Raw genomic sequence first — 18,141 nt, 5'->3', positions numbered from 1 at the left:
GAAAAGCGAAATACCAAGAATCAGTAAATCGCTTTACGACGGGTCGCCGAAAATAGCTGCAAAGGCATGAATCCACTGAATCTTATAATCGATAGGAGAATTGAATGAGAATTGACAAATATTTAACCGGTTTATTGATCCTGGCTGCCTTGGGATCTTCTTTAATATCTGGCAGTGTTTCTGCTAAAGAATACTTTACTGTCAAAAATAACGTGCTCGAACGCCCGACGGGATTTCGCGAGTGGGTATACGTAGGCACGCCTCTCACCCCAAATGATATGAATAACGGAAAGGCCAACTTCCAAGAATTTCATACCGTTTACATTGACCCGGAGAGCTGGGAGCACTGGAAAAAGACCGGTAAAATTCGGGACGGCGCCATACTAATTAAGGAGATGACCAGTGTCGGCAGCAAGGTTGCAGCAAGCGGGAAGGGTTATTTCATGGGTGATTTCATTGGCCTGGAAGCGACAATAAAAAGCAAGCGCGAATTTCCCAATGAACCTGGCAACTGGGCTTATTTCAGCTTTACTAACGAAGACCACAAATCTATAAAAAAGACTGCGAACTTGGAACCAACGGCGAATTGCAACGGCTGTCACGAGGCGTCCGCGCAAGATGACTTTGTATTCACGCAATATTATCCTGTTCTCCGTGCCGGAAAGGCGAACGCGGAGAATGCGGTCGGAGGAAAATAAAATGAATCGCTTGAAAGAGAATACATATCCGTATCGAAACGAACACATCGCTGTTTTGTTGTCCGCAGTTTTGTTTACGGTGGCGTTGCTGACACATGCTGGAACAGCGATAGCCGACAAGGGGGATTTTTCCTTATATGTCGACAAGTCAGGCAACATCCGTCTGCCCGATGATTTTCGGCTGTCAATGACCCATTTGGGTTCCTGGTTTGTCCCAGAAGGCGAGGCAAGTGGTTTTCACGATGTCTACACAGAACCGGAAACGGCGAAGACCTATCGCAAAACCGGGAAATTTCCGGACGGCGCAACCCTGGTCAAGGAATTGCGTTCGTCAACTGCAGGCACATACACCACGGGCAACAATGTCAGCCATGCGACAGGTGACGTCAAGCAGTGGTTTGTAATGATCAAGGATACCAAAGCCCGTTTTCCCAACAATCCTGTCTGGGGCGATGGCTGGGGTTGGGCGCTGATTAAAACCGACAGCTCAAATCGAAGCGTAACCACTAATTACCGTACTGAATGTCTCCCCTGTCATATGCCAGCAAAAAACACCGATTGGATCTACGTCGAAGGCTACCCAACGCTAAGCAAACCTGATCGGTAATATTCCGGAAAAGTGTGCTAACACTATCGCTCTACCAGAGGCCGGTTGATTCGTGCCTGTCAAAGGCTGAATGTACACCCCAATAGGAGCGGCAGCAGGATAAGGAAGATCAGGATTAGTCAGATGTATTAGGGACTGCAGAATTGACAAATAGGCTATCCCGATGTATTAAAGAAAACTTGAAAAAGCGTCGTCGGAAAGCGGCAAGGGTGTCATGATCCGGATGGGAGTCGGCGGCAATGTAGCGGAAGGCAACCGAGTCGTGGCCCGCTCGATCTTGCGGCTGGCAAACAACCCAGTGGCGTAGCCGTAGATGAGCAGGGATAGCAGCAGCGAAGGGTGGTACGAGGCGCTTCCCGTGCTGCGGTACGCCGAAACAAATCGGGTGAGATCAAACTCCTCCACCGTCTCCACCACAAACCGCGCCAGATGTTTCTCCGGCAGCCAGTTGTTCATCGACGGCGGGAACAAGTAATCAGTTTGGCGGTTGATGGGGCGAAAACTCATGGTCGAAGGCTCACAATACTTGGATATGATTGTCCCCTATTCTCGGTCAGTAAGTCCGACAGCCTGCTAGGCTGGGAAAACCTCAGCAACAGGCTTCTTAAAATAGGAAATTTGTATCAGGATGCAGAGAGCCTCCTTGACACCATGTCAAGGGTATTCAGCCCGCGAACCATCCTCCGCCCAATGCTTTATAAAGCTGAACGACAGATACCAGATGGAAGCGGTGCGTTGCGGTGAGGGCAAATTCGGCGTTGAACAGGTTGCGTTTGGCAAGGAGCACGTCCACATAGCTCGTAATCCCTCCCTTGTAGCGCAGGTCGGACACATGCAAAGCTGAGCGCAGCGCTTCGACTTGCTCCTGCTGCGCCTTGCGTTGCTCATTAACGGTACGAATCGCCACCAGGGCATCTTCAACCTCCTTGAATGCGACCAGGATGGTTTGTTCGTATTGAGCCAATACCTGCCTCGCCTGGGCTTCCGCCGCCCGCTGCTCGAAACCCAGGCTCTGCGCGTTCAGCAACGGCCCTGCCAACCCGAGTCCGCCTGCGCCGAATTCGCTTCCGGAGAGCAAAAGCTTCGACAGTGCCGGACTCGCTACCCCCAGGAAGCCGGTAATCGAAAGCTTTGGGAACCGCGCAGCTTTTGCCATTCCGATTCTCGCCGTAGCTGCCGCAAGCGTTTGCTCCGCCTGTAGAATATCCGGACGTCGCTGCAACAGCTCGGAAGGAAGGCCGGTCGGTACTTCGGGCGGCATGAGTTGCTCCGTCAGCGCACGGCCGCGCTGAATCGGTGCCGAGTTTCTGCCTAACAACACCCCCAACTCATTTTCCTTTTGAATCATCTGTCGTTCAAGTTCCGCCACTCTGGTTACCGCGTTGGCTCGCTCCGCCTCAAACTGATCCAGATCGAGCCTGGAAATCAATCCACCCCGTAACCGCGCCCGGGCAATGGCGACCGATTCTTCCCACGATGATAGAGCGCGGCGAGCAATATCCAGCTGCATGTCAAACTGCAAAAGATCGAAGTAGGACTGCGCTACCGAGCTCACTAACGTAAGCACTACCGCCCGGCGGTTCTCTTCACGGGCCATCAGGTCGCCGCGGGCAGCTTCATTGGCACGGCGGATCCTTCCCCAGATGTCCAGCTCCCAATTCAGGTTGGCGCTTCCGAAATAATTGTAGGGCGTCGGAAACCCGCGAATGAGGAACCCGCCAAGGGTACCGAAGGCCGGCGCATTGGCATTGACATCGAATTTAGGAAGAAAATCCAGGCGCGCGATAGTCGCGCGCGCCTGGAGCTCTTCGACGCTTGCCACTGCCTGTTTGAGGTCTCTATTCTCCAGCAAAGCCTGGTTGATGAGCCGTTGCAGTTCCTCGTCGTGCAAAAGCTCCCACCAGGGAAGATTGGCGATGGATTGCCCTTCCGTTTGCGTCATCCGAAACTTTTCGGCTGTATCGATGGGGGGGCGGATGTAGTCCGGTCCCATGGCGCAGGATGCGACCAGCATTATTGGGAGCAATGACAGGATTCTGACCCACACGTTATAGTGTCGCATCATGCTGTTTCCTGTTGCACGTTTTCGGCTGGCTTTGCTGGGTGCTTACGGGTAAGCCAGGTAAAGAACAGAGGAATGAAAATAGTAGCGACGAAGGTGGCGAGGAGCATACCGCCAAATACCCCGGTGCCCATGGAGCGGCGGGCGGCGGATCCTGCGCCGGTGGCGATCACCAGCGGCACGATGCCCAGCATAAATGCCATGGAAGTCATCACAATCGGTCGAAAGCGCAATCGCGCGGCTTCAAGGGCGGCTTGGGCGACCGGCATTCCCTCCCGCATTTTCTGGCTGGCAAACTCCACGATCAGGATGGCGTTCTTGGCCGCCAGGCCAATCAGCGTGATCAGGCCCACCTGGAAGTAAATATCATTGGGCATTCCTCGCACTAAAATGGCAAGCAGCGCGCCCGTGAGGGCAAAAGGCACGGCCATGATCACGGCCAACGGGAGGCCCCAGGTTTCAAATTGCGCGGCCAGGATGAGAAATACCATAATGATGGCGAAACTGAACGCAAGGGTTGCCGCCGAACCGGTGCGTTTTTCCTGGTAGGCCTGGGCCGTCCAGGCAATCTGGTAATTATCAGGCAGATTCTTTGCCGCAATCTCTTCCACCAGCTTGATGGCCTCACCTGAGCTTACACCCGGTGCGCCGCCCCCCATTATTTTTGCGGAAAGAAGCCCGTTATACCGTTCCAACTGCTCCGCACCGACCATAGTGCTGATCTTGCTGAGTGCTGACATGGGCACCATCGCCCCGGATTGCGAGCGTACGTATATCCTGCCGAGATCTTCCGGTTGCATGCGATATTCGGGTTCCGCCTGTAATTGCACGCGGTAGGTACGGCCGGACTTATTAAAATCGTTGATATAGAGGGAACCGATGGTGCTTTGCAAGGTGGCGTACAGGTCAGCAATCGGCACCCCCTGAGAAATTGCCTTGGCTTCATCCACTTCAATGAAGAATTGCGGTACCGTAGGGCGGAAAAAGGTGGTGATGCCGGCGAGGCGCGGTTCCTGGTTCAGGGCTTCAATGAGATGATTCACCACACCCGACAATTGCAAGGGATCCGAGCCGCCACGGGCTTGCACATAAACTTCAAACCCGCCAGCGGTGCCCAGACCATGAATAGTAGGTGGATTAAATGCGATCGCTATGCCATCAGACTGCTGCATGCCGATATCAAACAACTTATTCACAATATCCTCGGCGGTGCCCGTACGCTCGGACCAGTCTTTGAATGTTACGTACATGCTGGCCGAGCTGGTTTTATTGCCGCCACCGATCAGGTCGAAACCATTGATGACGAACTGGTGGGCTACTGCCGGATCCTCCGCAATGGCAGCGCGCACCGCTTCAGTGGTTTTGGTTGTTCGAGCCAGACTCGCCCCATCAGGCAGAATCGTTGCGGAAACAACGTAGCCCTGATCTTCCGGGGGCACAAAGCCGCCGGGAACGATTTCGAGGAGATATATCGAAAGACCGATAATGCCGGTAAATACGAAGGCGCCGATGATTTTATGCCGAATGGTCACGCCCACCGTACCGACATAGAATTGCGTGAGCCGGTCGAACCCGCTGTTAAATGCCCGGAAGAATGCAGATTCGCCATGCGTGGTTTTCAGTATGATGGCGCACAATGCGGGCGTGAGCGTCAGCGCCACCACGCCGGAAATTACCACGGCAACGGCAACGGTCACGGCAAACTGGCGATAGAGTTCCCCGGCGATCCCGCCCATGAAGGCCACTGGCACAAACACCGCGCACAATACTAATACAATAGCGACCACGGCACGTGAAACCTGCTCCATGGACTTGATGGCGGCTTTCATCGGCGACAGGTTTTCTTCGTCCATCAAGCGCTCGATGTTTTCCAGCACGACAATCGCATCATCCACCACAATGCCGATAGACAGCACCATCGCGAAGAGTGTCAGCGTGTTGATGGAGAAACCAAACAACCACAAACCGGCAAAGGTGCCAATCAGGGAAATGGGAACCGCGACAATGGGAATTAGCGTGGCACGCCAGCTTTGCAGAAAAAGGTAGACAACCAGTATCACCAGTATCATTGCCTCGCCGAGTGTTTTGACGACTTCCCAGATGGAGGCTTTGACGAAGAGACTGGTGTCGTAAGGTATGACGTAATCCATTCCTTCCGGGAAATAGGCCTTTAATTCATCCATCTTGGCAACCAGGGCGTCTGCGGTCTCAAGCGCATTGGCACCGGGCTGCAGAAAGATGGGGCCACCTGCGCCAGGCTGGCCATCCAACGCAGTACGAACATCGTAGCTTTGCGCACCAAGTTCAATTCGGGCGACGTCCTTGAGATAAAGAACGCCCTCGGGGCCATCGGCACGCAGGATAATATTGCCGAATTGCTCGGGTTCCAGCAGCCGGCCTTTGGCATTGACGGTATAAACCAGCTGCTGATCGGAGGGGGCGGGTTCCTGTCCTATCTTCCCCGCGGCATATTGTGCGTTTTGTGCCCGGATAGCCGTCGCAATATCTGTTGTGGTGATCCCCAATTGCGCCATTCGATCGGGGCGCAGCCAAATGCGCATGGAATAATCCATAGCGCCGAACATCAGTGCTTCACCAACACCCTTGACGCGTCTTAGCTCATCCAGCACGTTAAGGGTGGCGTAGTTGCTGAGAAACAAAGGATCGTACTTTCCTTTCTCCTTGGAGACGAGCATAAGGCCAAGAAGAATGTCGCTGGAGCGCTTTTGTATTACCAGGCCCGTGCGGCGGACTTCATCCGGCAAACGCGGCAGGGCAATATTCACGCGGTTGCTGACGTTGAAAGTCGCCTGGTCGACGTCTGTGCCGACCTCAAAGGTCGCGGTAATTGTCAACGTGCCGCTTGAATCGGCGCTGGAGCTGAAATACAGCAGATCGTCAACTCCGCTCAGCTGCTCCTCGATGGGTGCGGCAACCGTTTTCGCCAGGGTATCGGCACTTGCTCCCGGAAAGGTCGCGGTGATCAACACGGTGGGCGGCGCGATTTGCGGATACTGCTCAATGGGCAATTGCATCGCGGCGGCCAGCCCGGCCAGAAAGATGATAATGGATACGACCGATGCAAAAATGGGCCGCGTGATGAAGAATCGGGTCATGATGATTCTCGCCCAGGTCCACTTGCCTGCTTATCGGGTTTGGGCTGGGCGGGGGGCTCGGCAGGCGCTTCTCCAAGCGCGTGAGGCGACACGGGGTTCCCAGGACGGAGCTTGATAATATTATCGACAATCACCTTGTCGCCCGCTTTCAGTCCCTCGAGAATCACCCAATCCTTGCCTAGCCAGTTACCCGCCACGACCGGCCGTACGGTCGCTTCGTTCTTTTCATTGAGGACATAGACACTCTTGCCTAGATCAGACGTCTGCACCGCAACCTGCGGGACGAGAAAAACCCCATCGCGTGTTCCCGTGGTGACGCGCGCGCGTACGAATTGTCCTGGCAGCAAACGTTGTTCTGCGTTATCGAACGTTGCGCGTAATTGCTGCGTACCAAGCGTGGGGTCAATCTTGCTGGCGGCAAAATTCAACTCTCCGTCCTTCCCGTACTCCGTGCCATCCGGCAGTATCAACGTGATTTGCTTTACTCTTTGTTCATTCAGGGGGCCGCCAAGCTGTACCAACTCGTTATCGGAAAGGCTGAAGCGCACCCATATGGGCGATATCTGCACAAGTGTCGTCAACAGGCTGTTATACGCTTCCACCAGGGCTCCTTCGGAGAACTGAAAGCGGCCCGACATGCCCTTCACCGGCGCCGTTACGGTTGTATAGGAAAGATTAAGCTCAGCATCGCGTACGCCAACCTCAGCCTGTTGCAAGGCAGCCTTTGCGATCGCGTTATCAGAGACGGCGTTGTCGTATTCACGCTGGCTGATGGCTTGCGTGTCGAGCAGATCGAGCAAACGCTTTTCCTCACGCTCGGTCTGCACAATGCGGGCTTTCTGCTCGGCGAGTTGCGCCTTTGCTTGCGCCAAGGCATTTTGGTAGGGAACGGGATCAATCAGAAACATCGGCTGGCCCGCTTTTACCGCGGCGCCCTCATCGTACAGGCGTCTGAGCAGAATGCCGCCCACCCTCGGCCGTATCTCGACTTCCTTGGCACCTTCGGTTTGCGCAACCGCTTCGGCGCTGATTGGCACGCTGGTAGGCTGCACCTCGATCATACTGACAGGAAGAGCCGTGCCGCCAGCAGGCAACCCGGCAGCCTGATCATTTTTGCCGCACGCCATCAACGCCATGCTTATAATCAGTGCAAGGGATAATTTTGGGCCCATAACCAGTAGTAAATCGTGAACTTTATTCTTGGAATTGACATCTGCCATTTTTTATTTAACTCCAGCGCCTCGCTGATCTGGCGTGTTAAGTGTTTGGTCGGGCTGCCCATTAGCCAGCTCTGCCGGGTCTGACCATCAGAACAAGCTCGGCGACAAGCGCGTACCAACGCTCACATGTTCCTGCTGAACCACCGTGCAAATCGCAGCACTCATCGCTGCTTCGAATTGCGTGAGTGCAGCGGCGATCAAAGTACGGATAGCCCGGTTGTGCACGATCAATAACCGATGCTCGTACAACCCAATGATGTGGACATGAGCGGGGCGATGATCATTCAGGTAAATCACCACGCGCAGTCCAGAGATTGTCAGTACGGTTGGCATTATAGCATAAACCCAAGCGTCTTGGGTTTATGCTAACGAGGATATTGAAAGCATAGCGTTGCCAGCCCAATAGGAATGAAAAAAAACGCCCCCGGTAGTTGTTCCCGCAACCCTGCAGCTCTTCCGAGCGCTCGTGGCGATCTGATCCCAAATTCGTCCGACACCCTGCGCTTCCAAAGCTGATTGAGCACCACTTCTCCTAGTTCGCCAAGCCATCCTTATCACCAATAACCTGGCAACAAATCCTAGCCGAAGCCGATATCATATCCTGCCATGTAAAATTGGTATGTTCAGGTAACAAATTGCCGCTTGAGCAATAGCTCATTTTTTGATCGCTCTGCGCATATAGCATGTGTGTTTATAATGGCTTGTGCATTTAATCAACTCAATCACAAATGCACAAAATATGACCGTCTTTACCTGTGCAGCTAGAGCATGATTCAAATGCACATCCCCAAAGATGAAGTAATGAATGGATCGAAATAAACAACTAGGGGTTGAGCCCGCTGGACAAAGGAGTTTGGAGTTTATTCAGCGCCCTCAGTCTCTTCTGTGCATCTTTCTCCTCCACAGCAGAAAAAAGATCTAGGAGCCAAGCGCGGTAGCCAACTAAGCTTGCTTCTTTTCCAATGAAATGCCTGCTGCCCTCGAAGTCCCAGCTTAAATCAAAATCGGAAGGCAAGTTTTTAACAAGGCCATGCAGGGCCGCAAAGGCTGTGGTGGCAAGCTCTGGCTTATTCATCACCAGCAGCGTGGCGACCTGTAACGTCCTTAAGGCGAGACTGCCGCTGGAATCCAGTTGAGGGTTCGCAAGCAGCGCTGCGATACGCGTTTGCGCTTCTTCAAAACGGCCAGTCGTGAAGTGCGCCTCCGCAAAATTGGCTTGAGCAGAGAGGTCGTCGGGTTGCCGCTCGAGCCACCGCTGGATGAGCGCAAAAGCCTCCGGGTAGGCAAACAGTTTCTCCTGGTACAGTGTAAAGGAATATTTCTCATAATCTGGATAAAGAGTCGATAAGTTGTGGTATGCCTCGGCCGCTCCTCGCCAGTCCTCAAGATTTAGCAATGCCTTTGCCAAGTTGTTCTGGGTTGCAGCCCAGTCCTGCGGCAGTTGCTCCTTCGTGTACACCGTTAGGGCATCGCGATAGGTCGCGACCGCCTCACCCAGCAGTCGCTTCCCCGCCTCCCCGCCGGTGCGGCTGCCCTGCTCCTGCAGCGCGACACCCAGGTGGTTCTGGATAGTAGCCCAGTCTTGCGGCAAGTGCTCCTTCGTGCGCACCGTCAGAGCGGCGCGATAGGCCACGACCGCCTCGCCCAGCAGCCGGATGCCGGCTTCCCCGCCGGTGCGGCTAGCCTGCTTCCACAGCACGATTCCCATGCTGTGCTGAGTTGCGGCCCAGTCCTGTGGTAGATGCTCCTTCGTGCGTACCGTCACGGCAGCGCGATGGGCCATGACCGCCTCGCCCAGCAGCCGGATGCCGGCTTCCCCGTCGATGCGGCTAGCCTGTTCCTTCAGCACGATTCCCAAGTTATGCTGCGTTGCGGCCCAGTCTTGTGGCAGATGCTCCTTGGTGCGGACCGTCAGGGCATCGCGATAGGCGCTGACAGCCTCACCCAGCAGCCGGATGCCGGCTTCCCCGCTGGTTCGGATTCCCCGTGCCTGCAGCGCGTTTCCCAGATTATTCTGGGTCGCGGCCCAGCCTTGTGGCAAATGCTCTTTTGTATACACCGTCAGGGCATCGCGATAGACGCTGACAGCCTCGGCCAGTAGCCGGATGCCGGGCTCTCCGCCGGTGCGGCTGCCCTGCGCTTGTAGTATATTTCCCAGGCTGTTCTGGATCAGGGCCCAGCCTTGTGGCAAATGCCCTTTTGTATACACCGTCAGGGCATCGCGATAGACGCTGACAGCCTCGGCCAGCAGCCGGATGCCGGGCTCTCCGCCGGTGCGATTTCCCTGCTCCTCTAGCACAAGTCCCAAGTTGTTCTGGGTCGCGGCCCAGTCTTGTGGCAGATGCTCCTCGGTGCGGACCGTCAAGGCAGCGCGGTAGGCGCTGGCTGCATCGGCCAGCAGCTGGGTGCCAGTCTCACCGGTGGTGCGAATGCCCTGCGCCCACAGCACGATTCCCAAGTTGTTCTGAGTCGTGGCCCAGTCTTGCGGCAGATGCTCCTTCGTGCGGACCGTCAAGGCAGCGCGGTAGGCGCTGGCTGCATCGGCCAGCAGCTGGGTGCCAGTCTCACCGGTGGTGCGGGTTCCCTGCGTCCACAGCGCGACTCCCAGGTTGTTTTGGGTCATGGCCCAATCCTGCGGCAATTGCTCCTTCGTATACACCGTCAGGGCAGCGCGATAGGCGCTGGCTGCATCGGCCAGCAGCTGGGTGCCAGTCTCACCGGTGGTGCGGGTTCCCTGCGTCCACAGCGCGACTCCCAGGTTGTTTTGGGTCATGGCCCAATCCTGCGGCAGTTGCTCCTTCGTATACACCGTCAGGGCAGCGCGAAAAGCAGTCGCCGCATCATCCAAGTAGCCATGAATCTCAGAGCCCTGGGTTCGCGTACCGATCTGAGCACCGGCCTTTCCAATGTCAATCTGGATCGCTGCCCAGAGTTGCGGCTCTTTCTCCTTCGAGACAAGCTGCTCAGCTTGCAGGTAGCTTTTGAGTGCCTCTAAAAACTGATAGTTGCTGTACTTGGCATCCCCTGACAAGCGAAAATCCCGAATGGCCTCTTCTAGCAGCCGCTGCCCTTTCGCGGTGGCTTCCGCACTCGCTTTAACCTTGTTTTCGCCTGATTCTTGAAACTGGTTGCCGGCTTCACGGAAATTTTTTCTGGCAAAAGCCGCAAGACCAAGCTGATACGGATCGTTTCCCTGTTCCGCCTCGTCTACCCATTTGTCAATCTCGTCCCTGGCCTGCTGGGCGCTAAATCCATACTTTATGCCCCAATCCTTGATGTAGCGGCTAAATTCTATCTCCTGGGGCCTGCCTTCAGGCCGCACCTGTTCCCTAGACTTTGCAGCAATACCAGCAATAAACTTTTCAAAACGGTCGGCCGACCAGAACTTCTTCGAACCTATCGGAAGCAGGCGGATTTCGACGAGCTCCTTTTCCAGATCGTCAGGGACTCTAGTTTCTCCGTCCAGCGGATATTGTATACGCCAGTCCTTCCTTTCCACGGCCAGGGTAATTTTTGCACCGGGCTTGAAGACGTCCTTGGTGAAGATACGAAATTTCCCGCCTTCCTTTGTACGAACCGTATCCCCGGACTCCAAGAGTTGCACGTCCTGTCCGACTGCTGGATTCAACTCGTCATGTTCGCCAACCAACATGACCCGCCCCTGAAGCATCCTGTCCTTCGCCTGGAGCACAAAGGGGAACAGCATCCCCAAAAGAACGCACAGAGCAATCAAGCGACGCTTCATGGCTTTTTCTTCATGGTGAAACTGATGTCGGTATTGCCCAGGGTAAAGTCATTCTCGTAGGGATCATAACCATTCTTCTGGGCCAGCAAACCCACGGTATCCTGCTTAAAGGCCGTAACGCGAAAGCGAAACTGACCGAGTGGATCGGTTGCAACCGTCTGGTTAAACTTTGGTAGTGACACTTTTACGCCTTCCATGGGTTGCCCCGTCCGGTCGCGAATTGACCCTTCGAGGCCTTGCTCCAGCATTAGATTCTCGCTGTCTTTCTTATCGCTAAGTCTAGTCTCATTCGAGAACAAAGCTTCAATCTTGTCCGGCAAGTCGGCCATCAGCGAGATCGCCGTCAGCAAGGTGACTGCCACCCCCGCCCAGGTTTGCCACTTGTCCAATAGTCCTTTGGGCGGCTCCTTATGCCCTTCTGCAAACGTTACCGTGACATTTTCGCCCTGTATGACATTCCCGTGCACTATCCAGTCTTTTTGTTCAAAAGTCGCTTTTGCCCGCGCCAGCACATCTTCTGGTTTGGTGTCCTGGATCTTATCAAGCCTGTTGATGACTTCGGCGCGGCGGACTGTACCTCGTGCGGGCGCAAATCCAGTCAGCGCAGTGAGGATCTCCGGAACGTTCTCGACCGGAATTGCGTGCGTTGCGGCAAGGGAGGGGGGAAGTCTTGTGCTATCCAGAAGACAGGGAATAACGGTCTTTTTCAGCGCGAGAGCCGTACACCACTCGAACTCCACGAAGTGGGAGTTTGCGGAATGTTTGGACCAGGCGAGCAGAAAGACGTCCTGGTCTCCAATGGCCACGCCAAGGATCTTGGGCCATTTCTGCCCGCCGTATAGCGGGTGAGTTTAAACAAACGACTTTGGTTATCTTCAACCCATTCTTTTTGAGCCAATTGTGAAAGTTTGCTTCTGTTGTGTGGTAACGCTGCGCGATGAACCGCTGCGTTGAGCCGTTCGCTAACAGACCCTCGATTTCCGGCCGAAAAATATCCAGCTTGCTTTTGCCTGGCCCTTTGGGTCGACCCAGCGTGATGCCCTGTTCCTTTTTAAAGCGCAAAGCTTCCTTGGTTCGTTGAGAAATCAAATCCCGCTCAATTTCTGCCGCCATCGAGAATGCCAGAGCAATGATCTTGCTCTGGATACTATGGCCCAGTTGCCAGCTTCCCTTCACCGAATAGACACAGATACCCTTGCGCGTAGCGAGCGCCAGAATCTCCATACATTCGAGCATACTACGGCCCAGTCTCGAAAGTTCGGCCACAATAATGGCATCACCACTCTGCAATTCTTCTAACACCTGTGCGATTTGACGTTCTCGCCAGGGCTTTCGTCCGGAGGCAATCTCTTCAACAAAATTCACCTTGCCCAGATCGCGATGGTTGGCAAAGTTCAGGATATCCGCCTTGTTCTTCTCAAGATCCTGGTCGAGCGTCGACACCCGCAGATAAGCGACCGTTTTGCGAGTGGCTGTAGTCACTTTAGTCGACATAATTACGTTATTCGATAAATACCTGAAATTCCAGATTATAAGATAAACATATCGATAGGAATATCAAGTATTTTTGTCTAATTTTTCTTATCGTATAAATGATCGTTTAAAGTATAAAGAATTTCTGTACATTTTTCATCTAGTGAGTTCGCCCCATGGCAAGAATGAAAATTTTCAACACCCCGGAGGAGGAAGCATTCGAATCTCCACCGGTGTTCAACAGCTCTGAGCGAAAACGGTTTTTCTCCTTGCCTTTGTTGCTCGAAGATTCAATGGTGAACTTGCGGACGCCTATTAATAAAGTCTGTTTTCTAGTGGTGGCAGGCTACTTCAAGGCACGGCGCAAATTCTTTGCCCGGCAGTTCCACCACACGGATATTGAGTATGTCGCCCGTCAAATAGGCATCAATCCATCTGAGGTTTGCATTGAGTCTTATAGTAAGGAAACCTATGCCCGCCATCAGCGAGCGATCCTGAGCTACTTCGGCTATAGCCCGTTCGACGAAGCAGCGAAGACCATCATTATCAATGAGATTGCCGCTCTGATCCGCGTCCAGTTCCGACCCAAGCTGGTTCTGCTGGAAATCATTCAGGTGCTGACAGTTAAGAAAATTGCGATCCCCAGCTACAATGTGCTGGCCGACCTGATCGTAGCTGCTCTTAATAGCCACCAACGCACCCTCAGCAAAATCATCGAGGCCTGCCTCACGGAAAATCAACGCACCAATCTCGACACTTTGCTGGAAAAAGAACCCAGTAACAGCACCGAAGAGGGTTGGCGTTACCGCCTCACCTTGCTGAAGAAGCCCAACCAATCGACCCGGCCAGCGAAAATTAGAGCCAATTTGGCAGACCTGGGTACCGTGCAGACACTGTATCTTGACCTCATGCCAGTTGTGCAGCGCCTGGACTTGAGCTACGAAAGCATCCGCTACTACGCCTATTCGGTCATCAAGGCCCAGATTCCCCAGGTTTCGCGTCGAGCGGACGAAGACCGCTTCCTGCACCTGATTGCCTTCATCGTGTATCAGACCTTCAAGCTGAACGACATTTTGATTGATATCCTGTTAAGCGCCGTGCAAGCGGCAGTCAATGCCGCAGAGAAAGAACAAAAGGAAGTCTATTTCCGAGAACGCGATCAGCGTAACCAGTCCTTCACCACGCTGGTTGAGCAGTTTCGGCAGAACGTCCAAGAGACACTATCGGCAATCAGGACTATCGTCGCCGATGCGAAACTGAACGACAGCCAGAAAGTTGTTTTGATCGACGGCGTGCTGAATGAGAAATCGGCCAAGCCAGCGCAGGTCGAACAGCAAATCGACGAGTTCAAGCAATCTGCGGTAAAGATTCAGCAGGGCCAAGACTACTTTGCGTTATTGGAAACACGTTCACTAAAATTGCAACATCGCGTTGCCTACATTATCCGCCAGGTGCAGTTTGCGCCGAACTGTAGCAAACCTGCATTGTGGGCTGCATTATGCCATTATCAGCAACAGGACGGCAATGTTGACAAGAGCGCTCCCGTGGACTTTCTGGCCGAGGATCAGCGCGCGGCACTGACCGCTACCGATGGCAAATTTCGCGTTTCGTTGTACAAGGCGCTGTTCTTTGTCGAGGTCGCCGAGACCATCAAGTCCGGTGCGTTGAATCTGTTACACTCTGAAAAATTCCGCTCTCTCGATGAATACATGATCCAGAAGGCGGATTGGGAAGCCAATCGGGCCGAATATCTGCAACGAGCTCGGCTCGAAGGCTTTGCCGACTGCAAGGCCACCTTAAAAGCCCTGGAAAAAACGCTTGATGCCCGTTATAAGGAAACCAACCAGAACTTGATAGCAGGCAATAATCCTTGCCTGACGATACGGGCTGACGGCAGCTTCCATGTCAGCACCCCCAAACAGGAAGAGGTGGAATGCTTGTCTCTTGGAACTTTCTTCCCGGAACGGAAATATATTTCCATGCTTGAGATGTTGGCGACAGTGGATCATGCTACAAATTTTCTCGACGAATTTGAGCATTGGCAGATCAAGTATCAACGAGCCCGGCCAGTCAAGAAGATTCTCTTTGCCGGCATTATCGGTTATGGCTGTGATATTGGCCACAGCAAACTGGCGGAAATTTCCAAGCAAATCGATGATGGCGAGCTGGACAACGCGGTCAACTGGTACTTCTCGCTACAGAACGTCCAGGGCGCCAATGATCGCATCCTGCGATTGACCAATCGGATGAGCCTGCCGAACATCTACCGTAATCAGTCCGATGTGCTGCACACCTCCAGCGATGGGCAGAAAATCGAGGTGGCAGTGGATTCCCTGAACGCCAATTACTCTTACAAATATTTAGGCAAAGACAAGGGCGTTAGTGTGGTGACGTTCATCGACATGCGCGATCTAATGTGGCATTCCACGGTGATCAGCTCCGCTGAACGGGAGGCCGCCTACGTGATCGACGGATTGATGCACAACGACGTCATCAAAAGCGACATACATTCGACCGACACACATGGCTACTCAGAAGTCATATTTGCGTCAACCTATCTCCTGGATTTTGAGTTCGCACCGCGAATCAAGGGCGTTAGTCGGCAGCAACTCTATGCTTTCAAGCACCGAAAACATTACGAGGAACAAGGATACTTGATACTGCCAGACCACTATATTCGAGAAAATTACTTCGAGGATCAATGGGATGATGTTTTGCGCTTTATCGCAACCATCCGATTGAAGGTCACGACCGCCTCACAGCTTTTCAAGCGCCTAAATTCCTACTCCAAGCAGCACCCGCTGTACCGAGCCTTGAAGGAATTCGGGAAGATCCCAAAGACGCTCTTTATTTTAAAATACTGTGACGATCTTCAATTCAGGCAGGCAATCGAAAAACAGCTCAACAAGGTCGAGGGCTCGAACAAATTTTCCAAGGCCGTTTCTTTCGGTCATAACCAGGAGTTCATTCAAAGCGAAAAAGAAGACCAGGAGATTGCCGAAGCTTGCCGACGACTGATCAAGAACGCTGCTGTATGCTGGAATTACCTCTATCTCTCACAGGAGCTTGCATCAGAAAAAAACGAGGAACGCAGGGCGGAACTGATCGAAGCGATTCGTAACGGATCGGTCGCCACCTGGAAGCATTTCAACCTGCACGGTGAGTTCGACTTCTCGGATGAGCGAATGGTCGATTCGATGGGCTTGGCAGTTCCCAAAAATCCGGACTGGAAATCGGACTAAAATTGGGAAGCTCTGATTTGGTTCAAAGCCACGTCAGCTGTGGTGTTGAAAAAAATCCTATGGGACTTTGGTGTCGTTTGTTTAAATGCACCCGATGATTTGGAGGTCTCCAGTCCCCCTGTCGGAAAACACTTGTTTTCCGACAGTTCATCAGTTACGACGGGGATTTGCAATATATACCTTTTCATATATAATAAAAACATGGGCGATAAAGAAAAGCCGCTGGAATGGATTGCAAGCAGTCACAAGGATTTGATGGCATTGCCGACGGGCGTGCGACGGCTCGTTGGTTACGCACTATCCTTGGCTCAGGTCGGAGATCAACACGATGCGGCGAAGGTACTTAAGGGTTTTGGCGGGGCTGGCGTTCTTGAGGTGATTGAGAGTGATGTTGGTGGCACTTACCGGGCTGTCTACACCGTTAAATTCAAGGAGGCTGTGTTTGTCTTGCATTGCTTCCAGAAGAAAAGTAAGCAAGGAATTGCAACGCCAAAAGAAGACATGGACATCATTCACGCCAGGCTTAAGGTAGCCGAGGCATGGGCAAAGGAGTTACGAAATGAAAACACGAATCATTGATGGAGTCGAGGTACAACGCAGTTCTGGCAATGTATATGCCGATCTGGGTCTACCCGACGCTGAAAAACTTAAAATCAAAACCGGCTTAGTCATCGAGATCAGGAAGGCGATGCGCAGCCTTGATCTGACTCAGCAGGCAGCGGCTAAACGTATGGGCATCACCCAGCCCAAGGTTTCCGACATGATGCGCGGCGACTTCACGAACTTGTCGGAGCGCAAATTGATGGACTGCCTAAATCGACTGGGCTATGACATCGAGATCAAAGTAAAACCCGCCACGGCATCACTCGGGCATTTGATGTTGGCCATCGACTGAACTTTCCATTCTGAAAATTTCGTGGATTTGGGCTTAGAACCCCAACAACGAATTTGCCACTAAATCCCGTGAAACTTTAGAGCCTTTTGTTTATTAGCACCCAGCGTAATGCCGGTATAGTCTGGATGCTGTATTTCTAACCACAAGGTGCGGCAACGCGCTTCAAGCCAACAGTTAAGTTCTTCGAATGAACTGAACTGCTGCTGTTTGGCCTCAGCCCAGATATGGCGGCGCATATCCTGAACATTCTTCTCGACAACGCCTTTCTCCCAGCCGGAAGCTACATTGCAGAAATCTGGATCAAACAGGTAATGTGCGGTCATGGCAAAGAAGCGCGTGTTCACCACGCGTCCATTGCCTTTGGAAACCTTATCCACGGCGGTCTTCATGTTATCGTAAATACCGCGTTTCGGGATGCCGACAAAAGCTGCGAATGCGCGGGTATGCGCATCAAACAACATCTCGTGGCTTTGTGATGGGTAACCCGACAGAGCATGAATGCACGGCTGGCGCATAGTTTGGTGTGTGCAGCTAACACTTTACGATGAATACCGCCGATCACTAGCCACTCCTCACTCCAGTCAAACTGAAATGCTTCACCAAATGCAAACTTGAGCGGCACATACGCAGTGCCTTTACTGCCTTGATTGCGCCAGTTCCGGATAAAGTCGCAAACAATCGTATAGCCACCAGTATAGCCTTCGTTCAAAATCGCTTTGAATAACATCTTCGCCGTGCGCCGATCCTTCTTCGGACGACGCGCATCCGCTTCCAGCGCCAATAACAGCCTGGGCTCAAACGGAGTCAATTTGCCTGATTTCTTTACTCTTTCATATTTAACAGCACTATCACCGGACGCTCTCAGCCACTTCTTTATCGTGTTTCGTGACAGACTTGTACGTCGCTGAATTTCATTAATCGACAGATGTTCACGATAATACATCCGCCGTATCTTTGCATACATAACCATAGTAATCACCTCTACTGTCTCCTGCCTAAAATTTAAGCAGAATACGTGAAATTACCTGGTCAATTTTCAACCGGCGTCAACAAGTATTTTGGGTGACAAAAAAGTGCAGGCCC

At 53.0% G+C, this 18,141-nt stretch carries 11 protein-coding genes and 3 pseudogenes; 5 read left to right on the top strand and 9 right to left on the bottom strand.

The features are described 5' to 3' along the window. The first annotated feature begins 104 nt into the window (after positions 1 to 104). Both W03_RS12620 and W03_RS12615 read left to right on the top strand, forming a co-directional pair. On the top strand, positions 105 to 698 hold the full coding sequence (locus W03_RS12620; RefSeq protein WP_132467127.1) for a cytochrome P460 family protein: 594 nt from the start codon (positions 105 to 107) through the stop codon (positions 696 to 698). Further along, on the top strand, positions 679 to 1,305 hold the full coding sequence (locus W03_RS12615) for a cytochrome P460 family protein (RefSeq protein ID WP_244073759.1): 627 nt from the start codon (positions 679 to 681) through the stop codon (positions 1,303 to 1,305). Before W03_RS12620 ends, W03_RS12615 begins: the two co-directional genes overlap by 20 nt. Positions 1,306 to 1,489: 184 nt before the next feature. Here the strand turns inward: W03_RS12615 and W03_RS12610 are convergent. From W03_RS12610 to W03_RS12575, 8 genes and pseudogenes are all read right to left on the bottom strand, one after another. After that, a pseudogene (locus W03_RS12610) lies at positions 1,490 to 1,812 on the bottom strand (transposase); the annotation flags it as partial. Positions 1,813 to 1,969: 157 nt separating this feature from the next. After that, positions 1,970 to 3,370, bottom strand: coding sequence for an efflux transporter outer membrane subunit (locus W03_RS12605; protein WP_132467128.1), 1,401 nt, complete (start codon positions 3,368 to 3,370; stop codon positions 1,970 to 1,972). Then, positions 3,367 to 6,483 (bottom strand): efflux RND transporter permease subunit, encoded by a 3,117-nt coding sequence (locus tag W03_RS12600; protein WP_132467129.1) that lies wholly within the window; start codon positions 6,481 to 6,483, stop codon positions 3,367 to 3,369. Before W03_RS12600 ends, W03_RS12605 begins: the two co-directional genes overlap by 4 nt. Beyond that, a complete protein-coding gene (locus W03_RS12595; protein WP_244073758.1) occupies positions 6,480 to 7,703 on the bottom strand; it encodes an efflux RND transporter periplasmic adaptor subunit in 1,224 nt (407 codons plus the stop codon). The genes W03_RS12600 and W03_RS12595 overlap by 4 nt, the downstream gene beginning before the upstream one ends. An 11-nt stretch (positions 7,704 to 7,714) precedes the next feature. After that, a pseudogene (locus W03_RS12590) lies at positions 7,715 to 7,952 on the bottom strand (hypothetical protein); the annotation flags it as partial. 574 nt (positions 7,953 to 8,526) lie between these two features. Beyond that, a complete protein-coding gene (locus W03_RS12585) occupies positions 8,527 to 11,448 on the bottom strand; it encodes a tetratricopeptide repeat protein (protein WP_244073757.1) in 2,922 nt (973 codons plus the stop codon). After that, positions 11,445 to 12,188 (bottom strand): carboxypeptidase-like regulatory domain-containing protein, encoded by a 744-nt coding sequence (locus W03_RS12580; protein WP_244073756.1) that lies wholly within the window; start codon positions 12,186 to 12,188, stop codon positions 11,445 to 11,447. The genes W03_RS12585 and W03_RS12580 overlap by 4 nt, the downstream gene beginning before the upstream one ends. Continuing rightward, the gene (locus W03_RS12575; RefSeq protein ID WP_244073755.1) at positions 12,124 to 12,942 is read right to left on the bottom strand and encodes a recombinase family protein; all 819 of its coding nucleotides are present in this window, start codon (positions 12,940 to 12,942) and stop codon (positions 12,124 to 12,126) included. The genes W03_RS12580 and W03_RS12575 overlap by 65 nt, the downstream gene beginning before the upstream one ends. A 155-nt stretch (positions 12,943 to 13,097) precedes the next feature. On the opposite strand from W03_RS12575, the gene W03_RS12570 reads away from it, so the two are divergent. From W03_RS12570 to W03_RS12560, 3 genes are all read left to right on the top strand, one after another. Then, positions 13,098 to 16,163, top strand: coding sequence for a Tn3 family transposase (locus tag W03_RS12570; protein WP_107803771.1), 3,066 nt, complete (start codon positions 13,098 to 13,100; stop codon positions 16,161 to 16,163). Positions 16,164 to 16,364: 201 nt separating this feature from the next. After that, complete coding sequence (locus W03_RS12565; RefSeq protein WP_244073754.1) at positions 16,365 to 16,742, top strand: type II toxin-antitoxin system RelE/ParE family toxin; 378 nt, start codon at positions 16,365 to 16,367, stop codon at positions 16,740 to 16,742. After that, positions 16,723 to 17,058, top strand: a complete 336-nt coding sequence (locus W03_RS12560) for a helix-turn-helix domain-containing protein (protein ID WP_244073753.1) — start codon at positions 16,723 to 16,725, stop codon at positions 17,056 to 17,058. The genes W03_RS12565 and W03_RS12560 overlap by 20 nt, the downstream gene beginning before the upstream one ends. Before the next feature lie 113 nt (positions 17,059 to 17,171). Here W03_RS12560 and istA read toward each other — a convergent pair. Then, positions 17,172 to 18,028, bottom strand: a pseudogene (gene istA / locus W03_RS12555) (IS21 family transposase); the annotation flags it as partial. Between the last annotated feature and the right edge of the window lie 113 nt (positions 18,029 to 18,141).

This window comes from Nitrosomonas sp. PY1, assembly GCF_022836435.1.
Classification (GTDB): Bacteria; Pseudomonadota; Gammaproteobacteria; order Burkholderiales; family Nitrosomonadaceae; genus Nitrosomonas.
The sequence above is the reverse complement of the archived record's forward strand: the minus strand, read 5'-3'. Positions and strand labels throughout refer to the sequence as shown.

What these genes read in the sequence shown, in the direction of transcription:
- W03_RS12620 (WP_132467127.1), top strand. Translation starts at nt 105, where the DNA reads ATGAGAATTGACAAATATTTAACCGGTTTATTGATCCTGGCTGCCTTG.
- W03_RS12615 (WP_244073759.1), top strand. Translation starts at nt 679, where the DNA reads ATGCGGTCGGAGGAAAATAAAATGAATCGCTTGAAAGAGAATACATAT.
- W03_RS12605 (WP_132467128.1), bottom strand. Translation starts at nt 3,370, where the DNA reads ATGATGCGACACTATAACGTGTGGGTCAGAATCCTGTCATTGCTCCCA.
- W03_RS12600 (WP_132467129.1), bottom strand. Translation starts at nt 6,483, where the DNA reads ATGACCCGATTCTTCATCACGCGGCCCATTTTTGCATCGGTCGTATCC.
- W03_RS12595 (WP_244073758.1), bottom strand. Translation starts at nt 7,703, where the DNA reads ATGGCAGATGTCAATTCCAAGAATAAAGTTCACGATTTACTACTGGTT.
- W03_RS12585 (WP_244073757.1), bottom strand. Translation starts at nt 11,448, where the DNA reads ATGAAGCGTCGCTTGATTGCTCTGTGCGTTCTTTTGGGGATGCTGTTC.
- W03_RS12575 (WP_244073755.1), bottom strand. Translation starts at nt 12,942, where the DNA reads ATGTCGACTAAAGTGACTACAGCCACTCGCAAAACGGTCGCTTATCTG.
- W03_RS12570 (WP_107803771.1), top strand. Translation starts at nt 13,098, where the DNA reads ATGGCAAGAATGAAAATTTTCAACACCCCGGAGGAGGAAGCATTCGAA.
- W03_RS12565 (WP_244073754.1), top strand. Translation starts at nt 16,365, where the DNA reads ATGGGCGATAAAGAAAAGCCGCTGGAATGGATTGCAAGCAGTCACAAG.
- W03_RS12560 (WP_244073753.1), top strand. Translation starts at nt 16,723, where the DNA reads ATGAAAACACGAATCATTGATGGAGTCGAGGTACAACGCAGTTCTGGC.